This window comes from Streptomyces sp. NBC_01214 (genome assembly GCF_026340975.1).
Taxonomy (GTDB): Bacteria; Actinomycetota; Actinomycetes; order Streptomycetales; family Streptomycetaceae; genus Streptomyces.
Map to the genome: position 1 here is coordinate 1,431,282 of NZ_JAPEOS010000002.1, position 23,559 is coordinate 1,454,840.

At 73.1% G+C, this 23,559-nt stretch carries 19 protein-coding genes; 15 read left to right on the forward strand and 4 right to left on the reverse strand.

The window, feature by feature from the left end:
• Positions 1-84 precede the first annotated feature (84 nt).
• The 7 genes from OG594_RS31495 to OG594_RS31525 all read left to right on the forward strand — a co-directional run bounded on the left by OG594_RS31495 (position 85) and on the right by OG594_RS31525 (position 8,950).
• Positions 85-1,410: a hypothetical protein gene (locus OG594_RS31495; RefSeq protein ID WP_266605507.1), complete on the forward strand. Its 1,326-nt coding sequence runs from the start codon at positions 85-87 to the stop codon at positions 1,408-1,410.
• 21 nt (positions 1,411-1,431) lie between these two features.
• On the forward strand, positions 1,432-2,685 hold the full coding sequence (gene dxr / locus OG594_RS31500; protein WP_266605509.1) for a 1-deoxy-D-xylulose-5-phosphate reductoisomerase: 1,254 nt from the start codon (positions 1,432-1,434) through the stop codon (positions 2,683-2,685).
• Complete coding sequence (locus OG594_RS31505; protein WP_266605511.1) at positions 2,682-3,983, forward strand: RIP metalloprotease; 1,302 nt, start codon at positions 2,682-2,684, stop codon at positions 3,981-3,983. Before dxr ends, OG594_RS31505 begins: the two co-directional genes overlap by 4 nt.
• Before the next feature lie 175 nt (positions 3,984-4,158).
• Positions 4,159-5,316 (forward strand): flavodoxin-dependent (E)-4-hydroxy-3-methylbut-2-enyl-diphosphate synthase, encoded by a 1,158-nt coding sequence (gene ispG, locus OG594_RS31510; protein WP_030651122.1) that lies wholly within the window; start codon positions 4,159-4,161, stop codon positions 5,314-5,316.
• 418 nt (positions 5,317-5,734) lie between these two features.
• Positions 5,735-6,577 (forward strand): GNAT family N-acetyltransferase, encoded by an 843-nt coding sequence (locus OG594_RS31515; RefSeq protein ID WP_266606652.1) that lies wholly within the window; start codon positions 5,735-5,737, stop codon positions 6,575-6,577.
• An 87-nt stretch (positions 6,578-6,664) separates the two neighbouring features.
• Positions 6,665-7,207, forward strand: a complete 543-nt coding sequence (locus OG594_RS31520; protein ID WP_266605514.1) for an N-acetyltransferase — start codon at positions 6,665-6,667, stop codon at positions 7,205-7,207.
• Positions 7,208-7,249: 42 nt separating this feature from the next.
• Entirely contained in the window at positions 7,250-8,950 is a 1,701-nt protein-coding gene (locus OG594_RS31525) for a proline--tRNA ligase (protein WP_266605516.1), read from the forward strand.
• Positions 8,951-9,095: 145 nt separating this feature from the next.
• Here OG594_RS31525 and OG594_RS31530 read toward each other — a convergent pair whose 3' ends face one another.
• The 4 genes from OG594_RS31530 to OG594_RS31545 are packed head-to-tail and all read right to left on the reverse strand — an operon-like array spanning position 9,096 to position 12,038.
• Positions 9,096-10,070 (reverse strand): slipin family protein, encoded by a 975-nt coding sequence (locus OG594_RS31530; protein ID WP_266605518.1) that lies wholly within the window; start codon positions 10,068-10,070, stop codon positions 9,096-9,098.
• 42 nt (positions 10,071-10,112) lie between these two features.
• Complete coding sequence (locus tag OG594_RS31535; RefSeq protein ID WP_266605520.1) at positions 10,113-11,015, reverse strand: aminoglycoside phosphotransferase family protein; 903 nt, start codon at positions 11,013-11,015, stop codon at positions 10,113-10,115.
• A gap of 16 nt (positions 11,016-11,031) precedes the next feature.
• The gene (locus OG594_RS31540) at positions 11,032-11,499 is read right to left on the reverse strand and encodes a ferritin-like domain-containing protein (protein ID WP_266605522.1); all 468 of its coding nucleotides are present in this window, start codon (positions 11,497-11,499) and stop codon (positions 11,032-11,034) included.
• Positions 11,496-12,038, reverse strand: coding sequence for a hypothetical protein (locus OG594_RS31545; protein ID WP_266605524.1), 543 nt, complete (start codon positions 12,036-12,038; stop codon positions 11,496-11,498). Before OG594_RS31545 ends, OG594_RS31540 begins: the two co-directional genes overlap by 4 nt.
• 167 nt (positions 12,039-12,205) lie before the next feature.
• Between OG594_RS31545 and rimP the strand changes: the two genes are divergently transcribed.
• From rimP to OG594_RS31585, 8 genes are all read left to right on the forward strand, one after another.
• On the forward strand, positions 12,206-12,718 hold the full coding sequence (gene rimP / locus OG594_RS31550) for a ribosome maturation factor RimP (RefSeq protein ID WP_266605526.1): 513 nt from the start codon (positions 12,206-12,208) through the stop codon (positions 12,716-12,718).
• A gap of 2 nt (positions 12,719-12,720) precedes the next feature.
• Positions 12,721-13,731 carry a transcription termination factor NusA gene (nusA, locus tag OG594_RS31555; protein WP_266605528.1) on the forward strand — a complete coding sequence of 337 codons (1,011 nt, stop codon included), beginning with the start codon at positions 12,721-12,723 and terminating at the stop codon, positions 13,729-13,731.
• Between the two features lie 145 nt (positions 13,732-13,876).
• Positions 13,877-14,164 (forward strand): YlxR family protein, encoded by a 288-nt coding sequence (locus OG594_RS31560; RefSeq protein ID WP_266605530.1) that lies wholly within the window; start codon positions 13,877-13,879, stop codon positions 14,162-14,164.
• 149 nt (positions 14,165-14,313) lie between these two features.
• Positions 14,314-17,442, forward strand: a complete 3,129-nt coding sequence (gene infB / locus OG594_RS31565; protein ID WP_266605532.1) for a translation initiation factor IF-2 — start codon at positions 14,314-14,316, stop codon at positions 17,440-17,442.
• A 159-nt stretch (positions 17,443-17,601) separates the two neighbouring features.
• A complete protein-coding gene (locus OG594_RS31570) occupies positions 17,602-17,895 on the forward strand; it encodes a DUF503 domain-containing protein (protein WP_030651158.1) in 294 nt (97 codons plus the stop codon).
• Between the two features lie 28 nt (positions 17,896-17,923).
• Entirely contained in the window at positions 17,924-18,385 is a 462-nt protein-coding gene (gene rbfA, locus OG594_RS31575; protein WP_030708679.1) for a 30S ribosome-binding factor RbfA, read from the forward strand.
• Positions 18,382-19,290: a tRNA pseudouridine(55) synthase TruB gene (gene truB, locus OG594_RS31580; RefSeq protein WP_266605535.1), complete on the forward strand. Its 909-nt coding sequence runs from the start codon at positions 18,382-18,384 to the stop codon at positions 19,288-19,290. Before rbfA ends, truB begins: the two co-directional genes overlap by 4 nt.
• A gap of 243 nt (positions 19,291-19,533) precedes the next feature.
• Positions 19,534-23,451 carry a hypothetical protein gene (locus OG594_RS31585; RefSeq protein WP_266605537.1) on the forward strand — a complete coding sequence of 1,306 codons (3,918 nt, stop codon included), beginning with the start codon at positions 19,534-19,536 and terminating at the stop codon, positions 23,449-23,451.
• Positions 23,452-23,559 lie beyond the last annotated feature (108 nt).

Sequence of the window (23,559 nt, forward strand, 5' to 3'; positions counted from 1 at the left end):
GATCATCGCCGGACGTCGGACAGACGTACGAGGATGAGTACGAGTACTGGTACCCGTACGAGCACAGCGCGAGGCGGACGAACGATGCCGACGGCCGAGGAAGACCGCACCAGCCGACGGCTGGCCTGGTGCGTGGCGCACCTGCTGCGCCACGCACCGGACCGCGTCGTCACCGACATGATCGGCAGGCTGGACGAGCCCACGCGCAAGTACCTGTGCCGGGACGAGTGGCTGTCGGCCTCGACCGTCACCCTGCTGCTGCGCCACGGCGGCGCGGCCGACCGGACCTTCATCGCGCGCAACCCCCGGGTCGTGGGCAGGCCGCTGCCCGGCCTGCCCGGCCCCATCCGCTACGCCCGCCGCCGCACACCGCCCGAACTCCTGCCGGTGCTCCGCGCCGAGCTCGGTAGGGACCCCGCCGAGGAACCGCTCAGCGCGGCCGAGCTGGTCGGCCTGCTGCGCCGGCACGGCAGGCGCGGACCGCGGGTCCCGCTGGACGTCCTGGCGCTGCGCCACCGGCCGGACCCGGAGCTGCTGCTCGCCGAGCACCTCCGCGAGCCGCTGCCGACCGGCGCGGTCGAGGCCCTGCTGCTCGCCCTGGACCTGCCCCTGGAGACCGTCCACGCGTTCCTGGCCGCCCCGGCGGCGCCGGACGGGCGCTCCTGGCACCGGCCCGCCGTCCGCGCCGTGCGGATGGGAGCGGTCACGCACGAGGAACTCGTCGCCCACGTCGCCCCTGCGCACCGCACCCTGCTGCTCGCCCGCCTCCCCGACACCCACGGCCTGCGCTGGACCCTGCCCGAACGGGCCGGCATGCAGACGGCCGTCCTACGGACCCTGCGCCCGCTGGGGGACGATCCCCGCCTGTGGGCCGAGCTACTGAGGCACGCACCCGGCTACCGGGGCCCGCTGCCCGCGCTGGTCGCCGCCCTGACCGACGGCACCGTGCCCGAGGCGGCCGACGCCGGTGCGCCCGGACCCGACCTCGTCCGCGCGGTGCGCCACCTGGCCCCGAAGGCCGTCGAACCCTACGGGGGCGTGGAGCGCGAGCTGGCGTTGGCGAGCCTCGCCGTGCCGATGGACAGCGTCGCCGAGGACATCCGCTGGGTGCGCGACTGCATCGACCGCGGCCTGCTCACCGGCCAGGACGTGATCCGGCACAAGCTGCCGGCCTGCTGGGCCCTGGACCAGGACCACTGGCTCGGCGACGTGGACCATCCCGACCGGCACGACCGCCCCGCGGCCGTCCTCGCCTCGCACGCCGAGGCCGACCAGCTCCTGGCCCTCGCCCTCGACGAGGACCCCGAGGCCTGGTGGAGCGTCGCCCGGACGCTCCCGGAGTTCGCCGGAACGCTCCCGCACCTGCTTCTGCGGGTAACGGAAGGGGGCTCCGTGTCCGGCCGCTCATGACTTGCGGCAACAATGGGGGGCATGAGCGACCGCCCAGCCCCCCTCGCCGACCCGCACCTCCTCTTCGACCCCGCGGCCGGCCTCCGGGACATCGTCATCCTCGGGTCCACCGGGTCCATCGGGACCCAGGCCATCGACCTCGCCCTGCGCAACCCGGACCGGTTCAGGGTCACCGCCCTGTCCGCCGCCGGCGGGCGGGTGGAGCTGCTGGCCGAGCAGGCCCGGCTGCTGCGGGTCACGACCGTGGCCGTCGCCCGCGAGGACGTCGTACCGGCCCTGAAAGAGGCGCTGAGCGCCCGGTACGGGCCGTCCGAGCCGCTGCCCGAGATCCTGGCCGGTCCGGACGCCGCGGCCGAACTCGCCGCTTCCGAGTGCCACACCGTCCTCAACGGCATCACCGGTTCCATCGGCCTCGCGCCGACCCTCGCCGCACTGCGGGCGGGCCGGACCCTGGCCCTGGCCAACAAGGAGTCGCTGATCGTCGGCGGCCCGCTGGTCAAGGCCCTGGCGAAGCCCGGCCAGATCATCCCGGTGGACTCCGAGCACGCGGCGCTCTTCCAGGCGCTCGCCGCCGGCACCCGCGCCGACGTCCGCAAGCTCGTGGTGACCGCCTCCGGCGGTCCCTTCCGCGGCCGCACCCGCGCAGAGCTCGCGAGCGTGACCGTCGAGGACGCGCTCGCGCACCCCACCTGGGCCATGGGCCCGGTGATCACGGTGAACTCCGCGACCCTGGTCAACAAGGGGCTGGAGGTCATCGAGGCGCACCTGCTCTACGACATCCCCTTCGACCGCATCGAGGTCGTGGTCCACCCGCAGTCCTACGTGCACTCGATGGTGGAGTTCACCGACGGCTCCACGCTCGCCCAGGCCACCCCGCCGGACATGCGCGGCCCCATCGCCATCGGCCTCGGCTGGCCCGAGCGGATCCCGGACGCGGCCCCCGCCTTCGACTGGACCAAGGCCTCCACCTGGGAGTTCTTCCCGCTGGACACCGAGGCCTTCCCGTCGGTGGGCCTCGCCCGGCACGTCGGCACGCTTGGCGGCACCGCCCCGGCCGTGTTCAATGCGGCCAACGAGGAGTGCGTCGAAGCATTCCTGGCAGGTCGGCTGCCGTTCACAGCAATCATGGATACGGTCTCTGCCGTGGTCGACGAGCACGGGACGCCTGAGTCGGGAACCTCCCTGACGGTCCAGGACGTCCTTGAAGCAGAGGCCTGGGCCAGGGCCCGGGCGCGGGAGATGGCGGCTCGGGCCGCCGTGGAGGCGCGCGCATGACACTACTGATGACGGTGCTCGGGGTCGTGGTCTTCGCGGTCGGCCTGCTGGTCTCCATCGCCTGGCACGAGCTGGGGCACCTCTCCACGGCCAAGGTCTTCGGCATTCGCGTGCCGCAGTACATGGTGGGCTTCGGGCCGACCATCTGGTCGCGGAGGAAGGGCGAGACCGAGTACGGGATCAAGGCCATCCCGATGGGCGGCTACATCCGCATGATCGGGATGTTCCCGCCCGGCGAGGACGGCAAGGTCACCGCACGCTCCACCTCGCCGTTCCGGTCGATGATCGAGGACGCGCGCTCGGCGGCGTACGAGGAGCTCCAGCCCGGGGACGAGAGCCGGCTCTTCTACACGCGCAAGCCGTGGAAGCGCGTGATCGTGATGTTCGCCGGGCCGTTCATGAACCTGATCCTGGCCGTGGCGATCTTCCTCACGACCCTGATGACCTTCGGGCTCAACACCCAGACCACCTCGGTCGCCACCGTCTCGGACTGCGTCATCCAGCAGAGCGAGAAGCGCGACAAGTGCGCCCCAAGTGACCCGGCCGCCCCCGCCAAGGCCGCGGGCCTGAAGGCGGGCGACAAGATCGTCGCCTTCAACGGCCGATCGGTCGGCGACTGGTCCGCCCTGCAGAAGAACATCCGCGCCACCGTCGGCCCCGCCACGATCACGGTGGAGCGGGCCGGACAGCGCGTGGACCTCAAGGCGAACCTGATCGAGAACAAGGTCGCCAAGACGGACGGCAGCGGCCGGTACGTCAAGGACGAGTACGTCACCGCGGGCTTCCTCGGCTTCGCCCCCGCCTCCGGCTACGTCCCGCAGTCCTTCGGCCAGTCCGTCGACCGCATGGGCGAGATGATGCAGGCCGGCGTCCAGTCGCTGGTCGAACTCCCGACCAAGGTCCCCGACCTGTGGAACGCGGCCTTCAACGGGGCCGAGCGCAAGCAGGACAGCCCGATGGGCGTCGTCGGCGCGGCGCGGGTCAGCGGTGAGATCTTCACCCTCGACATCCCCGCCCAGCACCAGCTGGTCTTCTTCCTCAACCTGCTGGCCGGCTTCAACCTGTCGCTGTTCCTGTTCAACATGCTGCCGCTGCTCCCGCTCGACGGCGGACACATCGCCGGCGCCCTGTGGGAGTCGGTCCGGCGCACCGTCGCACGGATCTTCCGGCGCCCCGACCCCGGCCCGTTCGACGTGGCGAAGCTGATGCCCGTCGCGTACGTGGTCGCGGGCCTGTTCATCTGCTTCACGCTGCTGGTGATGGTGGCCGACGTGGTCAACCCGATCAAGATCACCTAGCTTGCCGGGGGCGTGACCCAGTCGTACCGGAGCCGGGCACGGATCGTGCCCGGCTCCCTACGATCGGGTGGCGCACCCCCTCGGATGCACGGCCCGCTCCTGGGTTGGCGTAATCTCGAAGCCTGGAGCCCGCCGATCTCGGGACCTTGATCCACACCTTGGGGTTGCACAGCAGATGACTGCCATCTCTCTCGGAATGCCGGCCGTGCCGACGAAGCTTGCCGACCGCAGGGTCAGCCGCAAGATCCAGGTCGGCAAGGTGGCCGTCGGCGGCGACTCACAGATCTCCGTCCAGTCGATGACCACCACCAGGACCTCCGACATCGGGGCGACGCTCCAGCAGATCGCCGAGCTCACCGCCTCCGGCTGCGACATCGTCCGCGTGGCGTGCCCGACCCAGGACGACGCCGACGCGCTCGCCGTGATCGCCAAGAAGTCGCAGATCCCGGTCATCGCCGACATCCACTTCCAGCCGAAGTACGTGTTCGCCGCGATCGACGCCGGCTGCGCCGCGGTCCGCGTGAACCCGGGCAACATCAAGCAGTTCGACGACAAGGTCAAGGAGATCGCGAAGGCCGCGAACGAGACCCGCACGCCGATCCGCATCGGTGTGAACGCCGGCTCCCTCGACGCCCGACTGCTGAAGAAGTACGGCAAGGCCACCCCCGAGGCGCTGGTCGAGTCCGCGCTGTGGGAGGCCTCCCTCTTCGAGGAGCACGGCTTCGGCGACATCAAGATCTCGGTCAAGCACAACGACCCGGTCGTCATGGTCAACGCCTACCGCCAGCTCGCCGCCGCCTGCGACTACCCGCTGCACCTGGGCGTCACCGAGGCCGGCCCCGCCTTCCAGGGCACCATCAAGTCCGCCGTCGCCTTCGGCGCACTGCTCTCCGAGGGCATCGGCGACACCATCCGCGTCTCCCTCTCCGCCCCGCCGGCGGAGGAGGTCAAGGTCGGCATCCAGATCCTGGAGTCCCTGAACCTCAAGCCGCGCCGCCTGGAGATCGTCTCCTGCCCGTCCTGCGGCCGCGCCCAGGTCGACGTCTACAAGCTGGCCGAGGAGGTCACCGCGGGCCTGGAGGGCATGGAGGTCCCGCTGCGCGTCGCCGTCATGGGCTGCGTCGTCAACGGCCCCGGCGAGGCCCGCGAGGCCGACCTCGGCGTCGCCTCCGGCAACGGCAAGGGCCAGATCTTCGTGAAGGGCGAGGTCATCAAGACCGTCCCCGAGTCGAAGATCGTCGAGACCCTCATCGAAGAGGCCATGAAGATCGCCGCGCAGATGGAGGCCGACGGCATCACCAGCGGCGAGCCCACGGTCGCCATCGGCGTCTGACCTTCCGGGCTCGGCTCGTCTCCGGGGCGCCGGTGGCCGGCTCGTGGCGGCGTGCGTGCTCGGAATCGCTCGTGCCTCGCGATTCCTGCGCGCGCCCGCCGTCACTCCCCGGCGCGCCCCTTCGGCTCGCTCGCCTGTGTTCTTGGGCTCGGCTCGTCTCCGGGGCGCCGGTGGCCGGCTCGTGACGGCGTGCGTGCTCGGAATCGCTCGTGCCTCACGATTCCTGCGCGCGCTCACCGTCACTCCCCGGCGCGCCCCTTCGGCTCGCTCGCCCGGTGCGGGCTTCGTCAGTGGCCCCGGCATCGTTCCCGCAGTTCGGGGGCGGTCCGGGGCTCTTTCGTGACCTCGGACGCGGCATCCCCGGGCCCCGCCGGGTACAGTGCGGAGATCAGCAGACTTGCATGGTGAGGCCCCAGTGTTGACGCAGACCACCACCCGGGTCCTTGAGCCCAGTGATCTCGACGCCGCGATGGAAATCCTCGGACGCGAGCCGGTCGAGAACGCCTTCGTCACCTCCCGGGTCCAGGTCGCCGGACTCGACCCCTGGCGCCTGGGCGGCGAGATGTGGGGCTGGTACGCCGACGGCGAGCTCCGCTCGCTCTGCTACGCCGGCGCCAACCTGGTCCCCGTCTGCGCCGGACCCGACGCCGTACGCGCCTTCGCCGACCGGGCCCGCCGCACCGGCCGCCGCTGCTCCTCCATCGTCGGCCCCGCCGAGGCCACCCGGCTGCTGTGGCAGCTCCTGGAGCCCAGCTGGGGCCCGGCCCGCGAGATCCGCTCCCACCAGCCGCTCATGGTCATCGAGCGCCCGTCCACCACGGTCGAGGCCGACCCGCAGGTCCGCCGGATCCGCAAGGACGAGATGGACCTGATCATGCCCGCCTGCGTGGCCATGTTCACCGAGGAGGTCGGCATCTCGCCGATGGCCGGTGACGGCGGGCTGCTCTACCAGGCCCGCGTCGCCGAACTCGTCGCCAGCGGCCGTTCCTTCGCCCGCGTCGACGACGGCAAGGTCGTCTTCAAGGCCGAGATCGGCGCCGCCACCGCCCGCGCCTGCCAGATCCAGGGCGTGTGGGTGGACCCCGAGTTCCGCGGCCTCGGCCACTCGGAGACCGGGATGGCCGCCGTCGTCGCCTACGCGCTGCGGGACGTGGCCCCCGTGGTCAGCCTGTACGTGAACGATTTCAACACCGCCGCGCGGGCGTCCTACCGCCGCGTGGGCTTCCGCGAGGTCGGCGCGTTCATGAGCGTGCTCTTCTGACACCCGGCCGCACCTGATCCGGACGGCGGGCCACGGACCTCGGCCATGGCATTCCGGCAGCCCCGTACCGCGAAGTAAGGTCGCCGCATGCTGCCTTCCGGAGTCCGCATCGGTCCCCTCGACCTCGCCGCCCGCGTGGACGAGGCCCTGCGCGTGCAGGCCGTCGCCTTCGGCCTCAGCGAGGAGGAGGTCGGCATCCGGCGGTACATCGTCCAGCGCCACATGACCTGCCGCGGCGCCCGCGCCCTCGGGGCGTTCGCCGAGGACGGCGCGCTCACCGGCTTCGTGTACGGGATGCCGAACGACCGCACCCACTGGTGGTCCACCATCGTCGAGCCCTACCTGCGGGCCGGCGGGTACGAGGACTGGCTCGACGGATCCTTCGTGATCACCGAGCTGCACGTCCACCCCGGTTTCCAGGGCCACGGCGTCGGCCGCGCCCTCATCACGGGCATCACCGACGACGCGGCCGAACCCCGCTCGATCCTCTCCGCCATCGACACCGAGAGCCCCGCCCGCGGCCTCTACCGGGCCCTCGGCTACAGCGACCTCGCCCGCCAGGTCCACTTCCCGAGCGCGAGCATGCCGTACGCCGTCATGGGCGCCACCCTGCCGCTGACCAGGCCCTGAAACCGGTACCGCGGGCCGCCGGGCCCCCGGTAACCTCCCGACATGTCTACGCAACACGTGCAGCGCATGTCCCGCCTCATGGCCAAGACCCTCCGCGAGGACCCGGCCGACGCCGAAACCCTCAGCCACCGGCTCCTGGTCCGCGCCGGTTACGTCCGGCGCAGCTCGGCCGGGGTATGGACGTGGCTGCCGCTCGGCAAGCGGGTCCTGGACAACGTCTCGCGCGTCGTCCGCGAAGAGATGGACGCGATCGGGGCCCAGGAGGTGCTGCTCCCGGCCCTGCTGCCGAAGGAGCCGTACGAGGTCAGCGGGCGCTGGTCGGAGTACGGGGACCTGCTGTTCCGGCTCAAGGACCGCAAGGGTGCGGACTACCTGCTCGGGCCGACGCACGAGGAGATCTTCACCCTCGTCGTGAAGGACCAGTGCACCTCCTACAAGGACCTGCCGGTCATGCTGTACCAGATCCAGACCAAGTACCGCGACGAGGCGCGGCCCCGGTCCGGGGTGCTGCGCGGGCGCGAGTTCCAGATGAAGGACTCGTACTCCTTTGACGTGTCCGACGAGGGGCTGGAGGAGTCCTACCGGCTCCACCGCGAGGCGTACGTCCGCATCTTCGAGCGGCTCGGCCTGGACCACCGGATCGTGTCGGCCGTGTCGGGCGCGATGGGCGGCTCGGCGTCGGAGGAGTTCCTGGCCCCGGCCGAGGCGGGTGAGGACACCTTCGTGGACTGCCCCTCGTGCGACTACGCGGCCAACACGGAAGCCGTGACCTTCGCCCTCGCCCCCGCCACCGGCTCCGCGGAACACCCGGCGCTGGAAGAGGTGGACACCCCGGACACCCCGACGATCGAGACCCTGGCCGCGCACCTGGGCGTACCCGCCTCGGCGACGCTGAAGAACCTCCTGGTCAAGGTCGACGGCGAGATCACGGCCGTCGGCGTGCCCGGGGACCGGGAGGTGGACCTCGGCAAGCTGGGCGAGCACCTGGCCCCGGCCGTGGTGGAGTTGGTGACGGCCGAGGACTTCGAGGGCCGCCCGGACCTGGTGCGCGGCTACGTGGGCCCGCAGGGTCTGGAGAAGGTCCGCTACCTGGCCGACCCGCGGGTCGCGCCCGGTACTTCGTGGGTGACGGGGGCCAACCGGGCGGACACGCACGCCCGGAACGTGGTCTGCGGGCGGGACTTCGAGGTCGACCAGTACCTGGACGTGGTGGTCGTGGAGCCGGGCGACCCCTGCCCGTCCTGCGGGGCGGGCCTGAAGCTCGACCGGGCCATCGAGATCGGGCACATCTTCCAGCTGGGCCGCAAGTACGCGGACGCCTTCGGGCTCGACGTCCTCGGCCGCGAGGGCAAGCCGGTCCGGGTCACGATGGGCTCCTACGGCATCGGCGTCTCCCGCGCGGTGGCGGCGCTGGCCGAGCAGACGGCCGACGAGCGCGGGCTGTGCTGGCCCGCGGCGGTGGCTCCGGCCGACGTCCACGTGGTGGCGGCGGGCAAGGCGGTGCCGCTCGCACTGGCCGAGGAGGCGGCGACGGCCCTGGCCGCGGCGGGTCTGCGGGTGCTGCTGGACGACCGCCCCGGCCTGTCGCCCGGCGTGAAGCTCACGGACGCGGAACTGATCGGCGTGCCGTGGATCCTGGTGGCGGGCCGCCGCTCCGCCGACGGCGTCGTCGAACTCCAGCACCGCGCGTCGGGCACCCGCGAGGAACTCCCCCTGGCGGAGGCCCTGTCCCGCCTGGCGTAACCGGGGCTCCGCCCCGCACCCCGCCCCCGCCCCCCGCGCCTCGAACGCCGGCGAGGCTGGATCTTGGCCGAGGCCGAGCAGTTTCAGCAGTAGCGGGGGGGGAGGGTCCGGGCGGAGCCCGGGCAACGGTGGAAGGGCGCAGCGGTTACTCGCGCAGCCCGTCCCGTTCGTGCTCCGGCGGCGGCGCGTCCAGCATCAGCCCGTCCACGGAGCCGTCGAGCGCGTCCGGAGCCGGGGCCCCGTCGAGCGCGTCCGGAGCCGGGGCCGCGTCGAGCGCGCCGTCGACCTCGGCCGGCCCGGGGCCTTCGGAAGCCGGGCCGGCCGGGGCCGGTTCCTCCCGCGCGGGCGCCGCCGCAGGCGGAGGGGCCGAGCGCTCGAGGAAGCGCAACAGCTCCACCGGGAACGGCAGCACCAGCGTGGAGTTCTTCTCGGCGGCGACCGCCACGATCGTGTGCAGCAGGCGCAACTGCAACGCCGCCGGTTGTTCCGACATGACCCCCGCCGCCTCGGCGAGCTTGTGCGAGGCCTGGAGCTCCGCGTCCGCGTTGATCACACGGGCCCGGCGCTCGCGGTCCGCCTCCGCCTGCCGGGCCATCGACCGCTTCATCGTCTCGGGCAGGGAGACGTCCTTGATCTCGACCCGGTCGATCTGCACGCCCCAGCCGACCGCCGGACTGTCGATCATCAGTTCCAGGCCCTGGTTGAGCATCTCCCGGTTGGACAGCAGATCGTCCAGGTCGGACTTCCCGATGATCGACCTGAGGGAGGTCTGTGCCATCTGCGAGACGGCGAAGCGGTAGTCCTCCACCGCCACGATCGCGTTCGCCGGGTCGACGACCTTGAAGTACACGACGGCGTCCACCCGCACGGTGACGTTGTCCCGGGTGATGCCCTCCTGCGCGGGCACCGGCAGCGTCACGATCTGCATGTTCACCTTGTGGAGCCGGTCGATCACCGGAACGATCATCGCGAAGCCGGGCGGGCGTATGCCCTCCCGCAGCCTGCCGAAGCGGAAGACCAGACCCCGCTCGTACTGCTTCACCACGCGGGCCGCGGCGCCCATGTACACCGCGACGCCCACGCCCGCGGCGATGGCCGCTGTCAGCAGTTCTTCGACCATGACGGCCCCCTGCCGGACATATCTACCTAACTACGGTATGCCCTACAGCCAGGCGGCGAACTCCAGCAGCAGCTCCGCGTCGCGGCGCCGCCCGGCGGCCAGCGCGCGGTTGCCCGACTCCACCGCCCGGAACACCGTCCAGCCCCGCAGCCGCTCCCGGTCCACGTCCAGCGCGTCCGCCAGCTTGTTCACCCGGCGCCGGGCCCCCGCCGCCCCCGCCGAGGAGGCCACCTGGTCCTCCAGCCGGTCCCGGACCAGCCGCGCCAGGTCGTACGCCCGCTCGCCGACCAGCGGATCGGGACCCACCGTCAGCCACGGAGCCCGCTCGCCCGCCAGTACCTTGCCCTGTCGGAAGTTCCCGTGCAGCAGCAGCTCCTCCGGCGGGGCCGCCACCAGCTCGGCCCGCATCGCCAGCGCCGCGTCCGCCAGGGCCCGCGTCTCCGCCGGGGCCGCCCGCAGGGCCGCCGACTGCCACTCGGTGCGCTCCGCCACCGTCTCCCACCCGTGCCCGGCCGGCGGCGCCACCCAGAGCCTGCGCAGCGTGCCGCTCGCCTCCAGCAGGGCCTTCGCCTCCGGCAGCGACCGCAGGGACACCTCGGGGTGCAGCCGTTCCAGCAGCAGCGCCCCGTCGTCGTCGTGATGCCGCGTGTCGAGGACCCGTACGGCCCCGAAACCGCCCCAGTGGGCCAGCGCGGCCAACTCGCGGTCGGGCCGGGCGTGCGGCGGCGCCAGTTTCAGCGCGGCCGGGGTCCCGTCGGCGTACGTGACGAGGACCACCAGGCTGCTGCGGCCGCCCGGGGCCTGCACCCGCCGGGCCTCCACCCCGCGCCGGGACAGCGCGGCCTCGGTGAGTCGGGGCAACTGCCCCAGCCAGTCCGCGTCCTGCGCCGATTCCGGCATCTCGCCGAGCGCCCGTACAAGCCGCTGCGGCGGTTCGAAAGCCATGCGTGCGTGGTCCCTTTCAGCTGTGCTGGGCCCGTTGCGCCTCGTCAGCGCGTTCCGTGAGCCCAGGGAAGGCTACGCCGACACCACGCCAGCGTGCCGCGCGCACTGCCGCCGCACTCAGCGCGTCCGCCGCCTCGCGGCGCAGCGGACCCTCCGCCGCGCGCACCAGATCGGAGTACGCGCCGGCCACCCGGTCCTCGATCTCGGCGGCCAGCCGCTCGGCGTCGGCCGGGCTGCGCACCTCGAACGGCAGGGCGTACGCGGCCTCCGCGGGCCGGGGCGCGCCGCCCAGCTCCCGTACGGTCCGGGCGAGCGCGTCGCGCCGCGCGAGGTGGCCGCCGTACGACTCCCGGGCCTGCGCGGCGCGGGCGCCGGCGGACCGGGCACCGATCACCCCGTATCCGTACGCGGCCGCGTGTTCGGCGGCGAGCGCGGCCTGGGCCGCTTCCAGGACCCGGCCGGCGGGGGAGGGTTCGGGCTTCACGAGGTGGCTCCGGGGGTCGAGGTCAGCAGGTACGCGTGTACGGCGCCGCAGGCGGCCACCGACGCCAGCAGCCGGGCCAGCTCCCCGGGGGCCCCGGCCAGGTCGATGGTCCGGGACTCGGACAGGCTCCGCTCGGCGTCCGCGAGCGCGGTCAGGGCCTCGTCGGGCTTCGGCGGCACCGGCTCGCCGCTCGCCGCGGGCGCGGCGGCCCCCGCTCCGCCGGAGGGGGACGGGGAGGGGGACGGCGGGGCCGAACGGGTGGGGGACAGGGCCGCGGCGTGGGCGGCGACGGCGGCGCGCAGCGGAGCGAGCCGCGCGGCCAGGGCCGGATGGGCGGCCGCCGTGGCGTCGTAACGTTCCAGCAGTCGCGTACTGTCACGGACGGCCGTCTCCCGCATCCGCCGTTCGAGTGGAATCGTGAGGGTGGCCTCCGTCGGGAGGTCGCCGGAGCACCCGGTCAGCAGCGCGGCGCCGGCCGCGCCGGCCGCGCCGGCGAGCAGGCTCCTGCGCGAGGGTCTCGAAGGCAGGGTCCAGGACACGGCGACGTCCTCCGGGTGATGACGGGGCTGATGGCGGGGCAGGGTGTGATCACGGTACCCGGGGCCCTGTCCACAGGGCGGACGGCAACACCCTCCGACACCGGATACCCTTTGACCTGACGCACGACGGAAACCACAACAGCACACGCGGCCGAGGAGTCACCCGGATGAGCACCACCCAGAGCGACAGGCTGCGCGAACTGCTGGAGCCGCTCGTCGCCGCCAAGGGCCTGGACCTCGAAGAGATCGAGATGTCGCGGGCGGGCAAGCGTCGGATGCTGCGGATCATCGTGGACTCCGACGAGGGCGTGGAGCTGGACGCGTGTGCCGAGCTGAGTCGCGAGGTCTCCGACAAGCTCGACGAAACCGATGTGATGGGTGAGGACGAGTACGTCCTCGAAGTCAGCTCGCCGGGCGCCGACCGCCCGCTGACCGAGCACCGTCACTACGTGCGGGCCATCGGTCGCCTCGTGAAGTTCCAGCTGTCCGCCGAGGGCGAGAAGGGTGCCGGGGAACTGGTCGCCCGGATCCTCGACGTCGACGACGAGGGCCTGGACCTCGAAGTACCGGGCGTGAAGGGCCGCAAGGCGACCGCCCGACGCATTGCATTCACCGACATCGCCAAGGCGCGTGTCGAGATCGAGTTCAACCGCAAGGACAAGAAGGAAGAGGAGGCGTAGCCGTGGACATCGACATGAGTGCCCTGCGGGGTCTGGTCCGGGAGAAGGAGATCTCCTTCGACCTGCTCGTCGAGGCGATCGAGTCGGCCCTCCTCATCGCGTACCACCGGACCGAGGGGAGCTTCCGCCGCGCCCGCGTCGTGCTGGACCGCACCAACGGTCACGTGGTCGTGTGGGCGACGGAAGACCCGAGGGATCTCGAAGAGGGCCAGGAGCCCAAGGAGTTCGACGACACCCCGTCGGACTTCGGCCGGATCGCCGCGACGACCGCCAAGCAGGTGATCCTGCAGCGTCTGCGCGACGCCGAGGACGACCTGACGTTCGGCGAGTTCGCCGGCCGTGAGGGCGACGTCATCACCGGCGTCGTCCAGCAGGGCAAGGACCCCAAGAACGTCCTCGTCGACATCGGCAAGCTGGAAGCCATCCTGCCCGTGCAGGAGCAGGTGCCCGGCGAGGAGTACACGCACGGTCTGCGCCTGAAGGCGTACGTCGTGCGGGTGGCGAAGGGCGTCCGCGGTCCGTCCGTGACCCTCTCGCGGACCCACCCCAACCTCGTGAAGAAGCTCTTCTCGCTGGAGGTCCCGGAGATCGCCGACGGCAGCGTCGAGATCTCGGCGATCGCCCGTGAGGCCGGTCACCGCACCAAGATCGCAGTCCGGTCCACCCGTTCGGGTCTGAACCCGAAGGGCGCCTGCATCGGCCCGATGGGCAGCCGCGTGCGCAACGTGATGGCCGAACTGCACGGCGAGAAGATCGACATCGTCGACTGGTCGGACGACCCGGCGGAGATGGTCGCGAACGCGCTGTCACCCGCCCGGGTGAGCAAGGTCGAGGTCGTCGACTGGGACTCCCGGTCCGCCCGGGTGACCGTCCCGGACTACCAGCTGTCGCTGGCCATCGGCAAGGAGGGCCAGAACGCCCGCCTCGCCGCGCGGCTCACCGGCTGGCGCATCGACATCCGTCCCGACACCGAGGTGTCCCCGGACGCCGACCGGGGCCGGGGCGGGGAATAAACCGGTACCGTCCGGGCTTCCCCGGACGGTAGACAGGGTGCACGGCCGCTGCTCCGGCAGCGGATACAAGACAACACGACAACCGTTCGATCTTTCCCCCGCGACTTGCCGGGGGAGAGGTCGGTGCGGGGAGGTAGACTTAGGCGTGTCTGGCCGGACGCAAGCCCGCGCATGCCCCGAACGCACCTGTGTGGGGTGTCGGGAGCGAGCGGCCAAGAACGATCTGCTGCGCGTCGTGGCGGATGGGGACGCATGCGTCCCCGATCCACGCGGTACGCGGCCGGGACGGGGTGCTTACGTGCACCCCGCCGTGGTCTGCCTCGACCAGGCGATTCGCCGCCGTGCGTTCCCCCGGGCCCTTCGGTCCGCCGGAGCGCTCGACACGGAGAACCTGCGCAAAGCCGTGGCCCGTGAGGCCGGGGCCACACCGTAAAGAAGTAGTACGGCACGGATACCCCGTGCGGTCAGGTACCTCGCGAGTTGGAAGTAGGTCGAGATTGCGATGAGCACTCGATGAGTACGCGATGAGTACGCCCATGAAGTAGCGACGGTCCGGCGTAACCCGGACCTAAAAGGAGCGAAGTGGCTAAGGTCCGGGTATACGAACTCGCCAAGGAGTTCGGGGTCGAGAGCAAGGTCGTCATGGCCAAGCTCCAAGAACTCGGTGAATTCGTCCGTTCGGCGTCCTCGACGATCGAGGCGCCGGTTGTACGCAAGTTGACTGACGCACTGCAGGGGCCCGGCGGCAACGCCGGCAAGTCCGCTGCAAAGCCCGGCGCGCCCCGCAAGGCCGCGCCCGCCAAGCCCGCAGCGCCCTCCCCGGCCGCTGCGGCACGTCCTGCTGCCCCGAAGCCCGGTGCACCGGCCCCCAAGCCGGTCGTCGCCGAGGCTCCGGCCGCAAGCACCCCGGTGACTCCGGCCGCCCCCGGCCCGCGTCCCGGCCCGAAGGCTCCGGCCGCCCCGAAGCCCGCTCCGGCGGCGCCCGTGGCGACCGAGTTCTCCGCGCCCCCGGCGGCTCCGGCCGCCCCGGCGCGCACCGAGCGTCCCGCCGCGGCTCCCGGCCCCCGTCCGGCGCAGCAGCGTCCGGCCCAGGGTCAGGGCGGCCAGGGCGGTGCCCGTCCCGGCGCCCCGCGCCCGGCCGGCGCCACTCCCGGTGCCCAGACGCAGCGTCCCGCCGGAGCCCCCGGCTCCCAGGCGCCGCGTCCGCAGGGTGCCCGTCCGGCGGGTCCCCGTCCGGGCAACAACCCCTTCACCTCCGGCGGCTCCACCGGCATGGCGCGCCCCCAGGCGCCCCGTCCGGCCGGCGCGCCCCGTCCCGGTGCCCCCGGCGCCGGTGGCGGCCAGGGTGCTCCGCGTCCGCAGGGCGGTCCCGGCGGCGCTCCGCGTCCGCAGGGTCCCGGCGGCGCCCGTCCGACCCCGGGCGGCATGCCGCGTCCGCAGGGCGGCGCCCCGCGTCCCGGTGGTGCTCCCGGTGGTAACCGTCCGAACCCGGGCATGATGCCGCAGCGTCCCGCTGCCGGTGGTCCCGGTCCCCGTCCCGGTGGCGGCCCCGGCGGCCGTGGTCCCGGTGCGGGCGGCGCAGGTCGTCCCGGCGGTGCCGGTCGTCCCGCGGGCGGCGGCTTCGCCGGTCGTCCGGCCGGTCCGGGCTCGCGTCCCGGCGGCGGTGGCGGCTTCGGCGGCCCGCGTCCCGGTGGCGGCGGCTTCGGCGGCGGTCCGGCCGGTGCCGGTGGCGGCGGTCGTCCCGGCTTCGGTGGTCGTCCCGGTGGTCCCGGTGCCCGTGGTGGCACGCAGGGCGCCTTCGGCCGTCCCGGTGGTCCGGCCCGTCGTGGTCGCAAGTCCAAGCGTCAGAGGCGCCAGGAGTACGAGGCCATGCAGGCCCCGTCCGTCGGCGGCGTGATGCTGCCGCGCGGTGGCGGCGAGACCGTGCGCCTGTCGCGCGGTGCCTCCCTCACCGACTTCGCGGAGAAGATCAACGCCAACCCGGCGTCGCTCGTCGCCGTGATGATGAACCTCGGCGAGATGGTCACTGCCACGCAGTCCGTCTCCGACGAGACGCTCGAAATGCTGGCCGGCGAGATGAACTACGTCGTCCAGATCGTCAGCCCGGAGGAAGAGGACCGCGAGCTCCTCGAGGGCTTCGACATCGAGTTCGGCGAGGACGAGGGCGGCGAGGAATACCTCATGCCGCGTCCGCCGGTCGTGACCGTCATGGGTCACGTCGACCACGGTAAGACCCGACTGCTCGACGCCATCCGCAAGACGAACGTCGTTGCGGGCGAGGCCGGCGGCATCACGCAGCACATCGGTGCGTACCAGGTCTCCACCGAGGTCAACGACGAAGAGCGTCGCATCACCTTCATCGACACCCCGGGTCACGAGGCGTTCACCGCCATGCGTGCCCGTGGTGCGAAGTCGACCGACATCGCGATCCTCGTGGTCGCGGCCAACGACGGCGTCATGCCGCAGACGATCGAGGCGCTCAACCACGCCAAGGCCGCCGGCGTCCCGATCGTCGTCGCGGTCAACAAGATCGACGTCGAGGGTGCCGACCCGGTCAAGGTGCGCGGTCAGCTCACCGAGTTCGGTCTGGTCGCCGAGGAGTACGGCGGCGACACGATGTTCGTCGACATCTCCGCCAAGCAGGGTCTGCACATCGACTCCCTGCTGGAGGCCGTCGTCCTCACCGCCGACGCCTCGCTCGACCTCCGCGCCAACCCGGAGCAGGACGCTCAGGGTATTGCGATCGAGTCCCACCTCGACCGCGGCCGCGGTGCCGTCGCCACCGTCCTCGTCCAGCGCGGTACCCTCCGCGTCGGCGACACGATGGTCGTGGGCGACGCCTACGGCCGCGTGCGCGCCATGCTCGACGACAAGGGCAACAACGTCGAGGAAGCGGGTCCGTCGACCCCCGTCCTGGTCCTGGGTCTCACCAACGTCCCCGGCGCCGGCGACAACTTCCTCGTCGTGGACGAGGACCGCACCGCCCGTCAGATCGCCGAGAAGCGTGCTGCGCGCGAGCGCAACGCCAACTTCGCCAAGCGCGTCCGCCGGGTGTCCCTGGAAGACCTCGACTCGGTCCTCAAGGCCGGTCTGGTCCAGGAACTCAACCTCATCATCAAGGGCGACGCGTCCGGTGCGGTCGAGGCCCTCGAGTCCTCGCTGCTCCAGCTCGACGTCGGCGAAGAGGTCGACATCCGCGTCCTGCACCGCGGTGTGGGTGCGGTCACCGAGTCCGACATCTCGCTGGCGATGGGCTCCGACGCCATCGTCATCGGTTACAACGTCCGTGCGGCCGGCCGTGCCGCGCAGATGGCGGACCGCGAGGGCGTCGACGTCCGCTACTACTCGGTGATCTACCAGGCCATCGAGGAGATCGAGGCGGCCCTGAAGGGTCTCCTCAAGCCGGAGTACGAAGAGGTCGAGCTCGGTACGGCGGAGGTCCGCGAGATCTTCCGCTCGTCCAAGCTGGGCAACATCGCCGGTGTCCTCATCCGGTCCGGCGAGGTCAAGCGCAACACCAAGGCGCGGCTCCTGCGCGACGGCAAGGTCGTCGCCGAGAACCTCACCATCTCCGGTCTGCGCCGCTTCAAGGACGACGTCACCGAGATCCGCGAGGGCTTCGAGGGTGGTATCAACCTCGGTTCCTTCAACGACATCAAGATCGACGACGTCATCGCGACGTACGAGATGCGCGAGAAGCCGCGCGCGTAAGCGCGAGGCACATCGCACCGTGTCGTAGCTCGTAACACCGGGGCCGGTCGGCGGAATATCCGTCGATCGGCCCCGGCCGTTGCGTGTACGGTTTGGTGACCCTGCCGAGCGACGGCCGGCAGGCCACCGAACCCGCACCGGCGGGATATCCGGAACTGCATGTACGTGGGGACTCTGTCCTTCGATCTGCTCCTCGGCGACGTTCACTCGCTGAAGGAGAAACGCTCCGTGGTCCGGCCCATCGTGGCCGAGCTCCAACGCAAGTTCTCCGTGAGCGCGGCGGAAGTGGGCGACCAGGACCTACACCGCAGGGCCCGCATAGGGGTCGCTCTGGTGAGTGGGGACGCGGGGTTCCTCTCGGACGTACTCGACCGCTGTGAGCGGCTGGTCGCGGCGCGTCCGGAAGTGGAGCTGCTGTCCGTACGACGGCGCCTCCACGGTGATGAAGACTGATAGCAAGACATAAGAAGGAGACGGACCAGTGGCCGACAATGCGCGGGCGAAGAAGCTGGCGGACCTCATCCGGGAGGTGGTGGCGGAGAAGCTGCAGCGCGGAGTCAAGGACCCCCGCCTCGGTACGCACGTGACCATCACGGACACCCGGGTCACCGGCGACCTGCGGGAGGCCACGGTCTTCTACACGGTCTACGGTGACGACGAGGACCGCGCCAGCGCGGCAGCGGGCCTGGAGAGCGCCAAGGGCGTACTGCGCTCCGCGGTCGGCCGGGCGGCGGGCACCAAGTTCACGCCCACCCTGACCTTCGTCGCGGACGCACTCCCGGAGAACGCCAAGACCATCGAGGACCTCCTCGAAAAGGCGCGGACCTCCGACGCCCAGGTGCGCGAGGTGTCTTCCGGTGCGCAGTACGCCGGCGACGCCGACCCGTACAAGAAGCCGGGCGAGGACGCCGACGACTCCGACGAGGACGCAGCCGCGGAATGAGCACCAACGCAGGGAAGACTCCGGACGGTCTTGTCATCGTCGACAAGCCGTCCGGCTTCACTTCGCACGACGTGGTCGCCAAGATGCGCGGGATCGCCAAGACCCGCCGCGTCGGCCACGCCGGCACGCTCGACCCGATGGCGACCGGCGTGCTGGTCCTGGGCGTCGAGAAGGCCACCAAGCTCCTCGGCCACCTCGCGCTCACGGAGAAGGAGTACCTCGGCACGATCCGCTTGGGCCAGGACACCCTGACGGACGACGCCGAGGGCGAGATCACCTCCTCGACGGACGCCACCGGGGTCACCCGGGAAGCCGTGGACGCGGGCATCGCCAAGCTGTCCGGCGAGATCATGCAGGTCCCGTCCAAGGTCAGCGCCATCAAGATCAAGGGCGTGCGCTCATACAAGCGCGCCCGCGACGGCGAGGACTTCGAGATCCCGGCCCGGCCGGTGACCATCTCGTCGTTCCAGGTGTACGACATGCGCGAGGCGGAGGCCGAGGACGGCACGAAGGTCGTCGACCTCGTCGTCTCCGTCGTCTGCTCCAGCGGTACGTACATCCGCGCCCTCGCCCGTGACCTGGGCGCCGACCTCGGCGTCGGCGGGCACCTGACGGCGCTGCGCCGCACGCGGGTGGGCCCGTACAAGCTCGACAAGGCACGGACCCTGGACCAGCTCCAGGAGGAGCTGACCGTCATGCCCATCGGCGAGGCGGCAGCCGCGGCCTTCCCGCGCTGGGACCTGGACGCCCGGCGGGCCTCGCTGCTCGCCAACGGCGTGCGGATCGACATGCCGCTGGAGTACGGGGCGGGCCGCACGGTCGCGGTCTTCGGGCCGCAGGGGCAGCTGCTCGGGCTCGTCGAGAACAAGAACGGAAAGGCGAAGTCCCTCGCGGTCTTCGCCTGACGATCGGGTGTTGACGTGGAGCGGTGAGCGCACATGGACTGCCGCTCACCGCTCCACGACCCCCCTCGGGTAGGTCTCTATCCACCCGGGCCCCTCTATTCACCCGTCCGAGCAGGCGCTCGGAGTGATGGAGGGAGCGCAAGGGGGCGCTTTCGCCTCGCGTGCTTTTCGTGCTGATCTTCACCTGCCTACCGTCGTGAGCACGGGGTGTTGCGGGGGAGCGGTGCGGGGAGTGGTGCGGCCATGGCGGAGCTCGTCAAGATCTGCGATCCCGCCGGGCGGGCGCGCGGCAGCGGATTCGTCGCCGACGACCGCGGGACGGTGATCACCAGTCACGAGGCCGTCGACGGGCTGACCCGAGTGGTACTGCACGCGCCGGGACCCGCCGGGCGGACCTGGCTGGCCGAGGCGGCGGACGTGACCGCCCTGCCGGGGCTCGCACTGGCGCTGGTGCGGACCGACGGACTCGGGATGCGGCCGCTCCCAGTGGCGCTGCGCGAGGCGATCGATCCCGGGACCTACGTACGGCTGCCCGCGCGGGGATGGCGGCAGGCACGGGTGCTGGGGGGCGCGGAGGTCAGCTACCCGGCGGCGGACCGGTCCCACACGGTGCCCGGGGGCGTCGCCGTGGAGCTGGCGATCGGCACCGACGGCCGGGACGCGCTGCTGCTGGGCGGGGAGGCCTGCGGGGGCCCGGTGCTCGACGCCGAGACCGGAGCGGTGCTCGCGGTGGTGGGCACCGCCCTGCGGGCGGAACACCGCTCCGGAGGCTTCGCGGTGGCCCTGCGGGCGGCGGCCGACGCCGATCCGGACGGCCCCCTGGCCGCACTGCTGGAGCGCAATGCCGCGACCGTGCCCGGCCACGGCGCCGACCTGAACCTCGCCGGGGCACTGGAACTGACCGCGACCACGCTCGGCGCCCACGTCCCCCCGGACGAGCCGGAACCCGTGGAACGCCCGGGCATCGCTGCCGAACTGGCCGCCTTCACCACCGGGGACCGCCCGGTACTCGGCCTCGTGGGAGACCCGGGCACGGGCCGCACCACGACCCTGGCCGCCCTGGCCGTACGCCGCGCGCGGGGTGCCTGCCCGGCGCCGACCCTGTGGCTGCGCGGCGCGGACCTCCGTGCCACCGACAGCTCCCTGGCCGACGCGGCGACCCGGGCCCTGACCGAGGCGGCCCGGATCGTCGCGGCCGCCGGTTCCCTTCGGGGCGGAGCCGACCCGCGCGCAGGCTCCGACAGGGCCGGGAGCTCCGGGCGGGACACCGTCGGCCCGAGCCCTGTTTCCGGCCGGGTCGGTTCCGCTCGGGGCGGACCCGACCCGCGCGCGGGCTCCGACGGGGCCGGGAGCGTGCCGGGGCCAACCCCGCCGGGCGCCGAACGTGCTGCCGCCGCGCCCCCCGACCCCTCACCACGTCCGGTGTCCGAGGAGGCGCCCCGGCGCGTGCCCGACCCCACCACAACCACCCCGGTCGAGCGGCGCAGCCAGCCGGCGCCCAGTCCCGGTGAGCAGCGCAGCCAACCGCGGGCCGACCGGGACGGAACCGCATCGGCCGGGCGTCGCAGCCGGTCGGTGCCGGCTTTCGGCGGAACCGGACCGGCCGAGGGGTGCAGCCAACCGCTACCCGGCTCCGGCGGAACGACCCCGGTCGAGCGGACCAGCCATCCGGCGCCGGGCCCGGGCGGAACCCGCTCCGGCGGAACCGCCCCCGCCGGGCGGCGCAGCCCATCCGCACCGGGTACCGGCAGCACCGGCCCCGCCGGGGAAACCGCTGCCCCGGCGGGAGCCGCAGCGCACCTTGCGCACGTGGTCGCCCGCGCCGGCCGCCGCCTGCTCGTCGTGCTCGACGCCCCGGAGGAGATGCCGCCGGAGCTCGCCCACCGGCTCGGCCCCTGGACCACCGCCACCGCCGGGTGGCTGGACGACACCGGGACCCGGCTGGTCGTCGCCGCCCGGCCCGAGTTCTGGGAAGGGGCCGGCGCCCTGTACCCGCCCGGGGCGCTGCACACCCCGGCCCGGCCCGCCCGGCGGCTGCCGCCCGCCCTCCCGCTCGCGGACCTCGACGCCGCCGAGGCAGAGACCGTCCGGACCCGCCTCGGCATCCCCGCGGACGCCGTCCGGCAGGCCGACGCCCGGCACCCGCTCACCCTGCACCTGCTCGCCGGGATCCGGGCCGCCGAGGTCACCGCCGGACGCCCCGGCCGCGACGAGGTCTTCGCCGCGCACCTGGACCTGCTGTGCCTGCGCACCGCCGTCCGCATCGCCGCGGCCGGTGCCGACGCCGGGGGCGCCAAGGTGCACGGGCCCGGGGTCAGGCGGCTCGCGGCGCGCGTGGCCGGCCGGGTCCACGAGGCCGCGCGGCGCGCTCTGGGACCCGGGCAGGGGCAGTTGGACCGGGCGTCCTTCGAGGAGCTGTTCCCCTGGCGCACCGGCTGGGCCTCCGCCGTGCTCACCGAGGGACTGCTGGTGCCCGCCGGGCCCGGCTACCGCTTCGCCCACGAGGAGCTGTCCGACTGGATCCAGGCCGGCCACCTGGACGTTCCGGCGGCCCTCGGCCTGCTCGTCCACGGCCCCGCCGAGCCCGGGCTACCGGTGCCCCGGCACCGCATCGGGCCCGTCCTGGAGGCCCTGCGCAGGCTCGCCCCCGACCGGCTGCGCGGCGAGCTCACCGGGCTGGTCCACCGGCTCAACCGTTTCACGGAGGAACCGGAGCGGGCTACGGCGGACCGTGCCTGGTGGGCCGCCCGGCTGCTGCGCGAAACCCTGCTCCGGGCCCCCGACGCCCGGCCCCACCTCCCCGTCCTGCACGCCCTCGCCGAGCACGTGGCCCGCGCCGGCCCGGGGGAGTTCGGCGGTTGGTTCTGGAACCGGCTGCGGCTGCCCGAGCCCGACCGCCTCGACCTGCTGCGCCGGCTGCTGCCCGCCGACCCCGCCGAGGCCGTTCCCGGCGACCGCTACCTCGACGCCGCGGCCCGCCGCCTCGCCCGGGACCCGCAGCGCGCGCAGCCGCTGCTCTGCGCCTGGTTCACCGACGGGCGCCGGCTGCGCGGCCGCCCCGGGGCCACCGTCGCCACCGCGGCGCAGGCCCTGCTGCACACCCACCGGGGCCTCGCCGTGGACGACCTCACCGAGGCGCTCGTCACCGCCGCGCACCCGCGCGCCGACGAGCTGCTCGCCGTACTCGCCGAGGAGGAGCCCGCCGCCCTGTGCCGGGCCGTCGACCGCTGGGCGCAGGACGAACGGCCCGGGCGGCGGGTCGCGGCCGCCGCCTACGGGCTCGCCACCGCCCCGCACGTGCGCACTCCCGCCGACCGCGAACTGCTGCGCCGCGCCGCACAGACGCTGCTCGCCCGCTCCGCCGACACCACCCTGCACGGCAGCGCCCTCGCGATCCTGCTCCGCGACCCGCAGGTGCGCGGCCGCTACCTGCCCGACGCCCTCGCCCGCTTCCGCGATCCCGAGTCCGGTTCCCGGCTGCCCGCGGCGGCGCTGGTCGCGGCCCTGCCCGTGCTGCCCGATCCGGGCGAGGTGTTCGCCGCCCTACGGGCCCGGGCCGACGGGGAGGTGGTGCGCGCCCTGGCCGCGCTGACCACGCCGGGGCTGGCCCGGCGCGCGGGTGACCTCGTACGGGAGCACCTCGCGCGGAACCCCGGGGACGCGCCGCACGCCGCCTTCTTCGTGGACCGGCGGCTCGACCAGGGCCCGGCCGCCGCCCCGGTGGTGCGGCCCCTGGTCGTGGACCTGCTCCTCGGCGCCCCGGCCGTGGTGCGGGCCGCGCTGGCCGTCGTACTCGCCGCGCCGGGCGGCGAGGCCTCCCACCCGCTGCGCGGGGAGCTGGCCGACACCCTGCTGCGCGAGGAGGTCGATCCGCACGTGCTCGACGTGTTCCTCGGAGCCGTCGCGGCCGGAGCCGCCGGGCGCCGGGAGGAGCGTACGCGGGAGCTGCTGCGGCGCACCGGGCGGCAGCTGCTGCGGGCCCCGGGCGGGGCGGCGGTCTTCGAACGGCGGACGGTGGAGCTGGCCCGGGCCGAACCGGCCTTCGGGGCGCTGGTGGCCCGCTGGCAGGCGACGGCGGAAGCGGAGGCCGCGGCCCTGCTCGGGCCGAGCGCCCGGCGGACGGTGGAGACGCTGAGCAGGGCGGCCGCGGACGTGACGTGACGACAGACACGGTGGCGCGTCCAGTCAGATGCCGATGCGGGGCACCGGCCACCGGCATGGCAGTCTTAGACCTGCAATCGGCAATCAGTTCAAGGACTAAACGGGTTC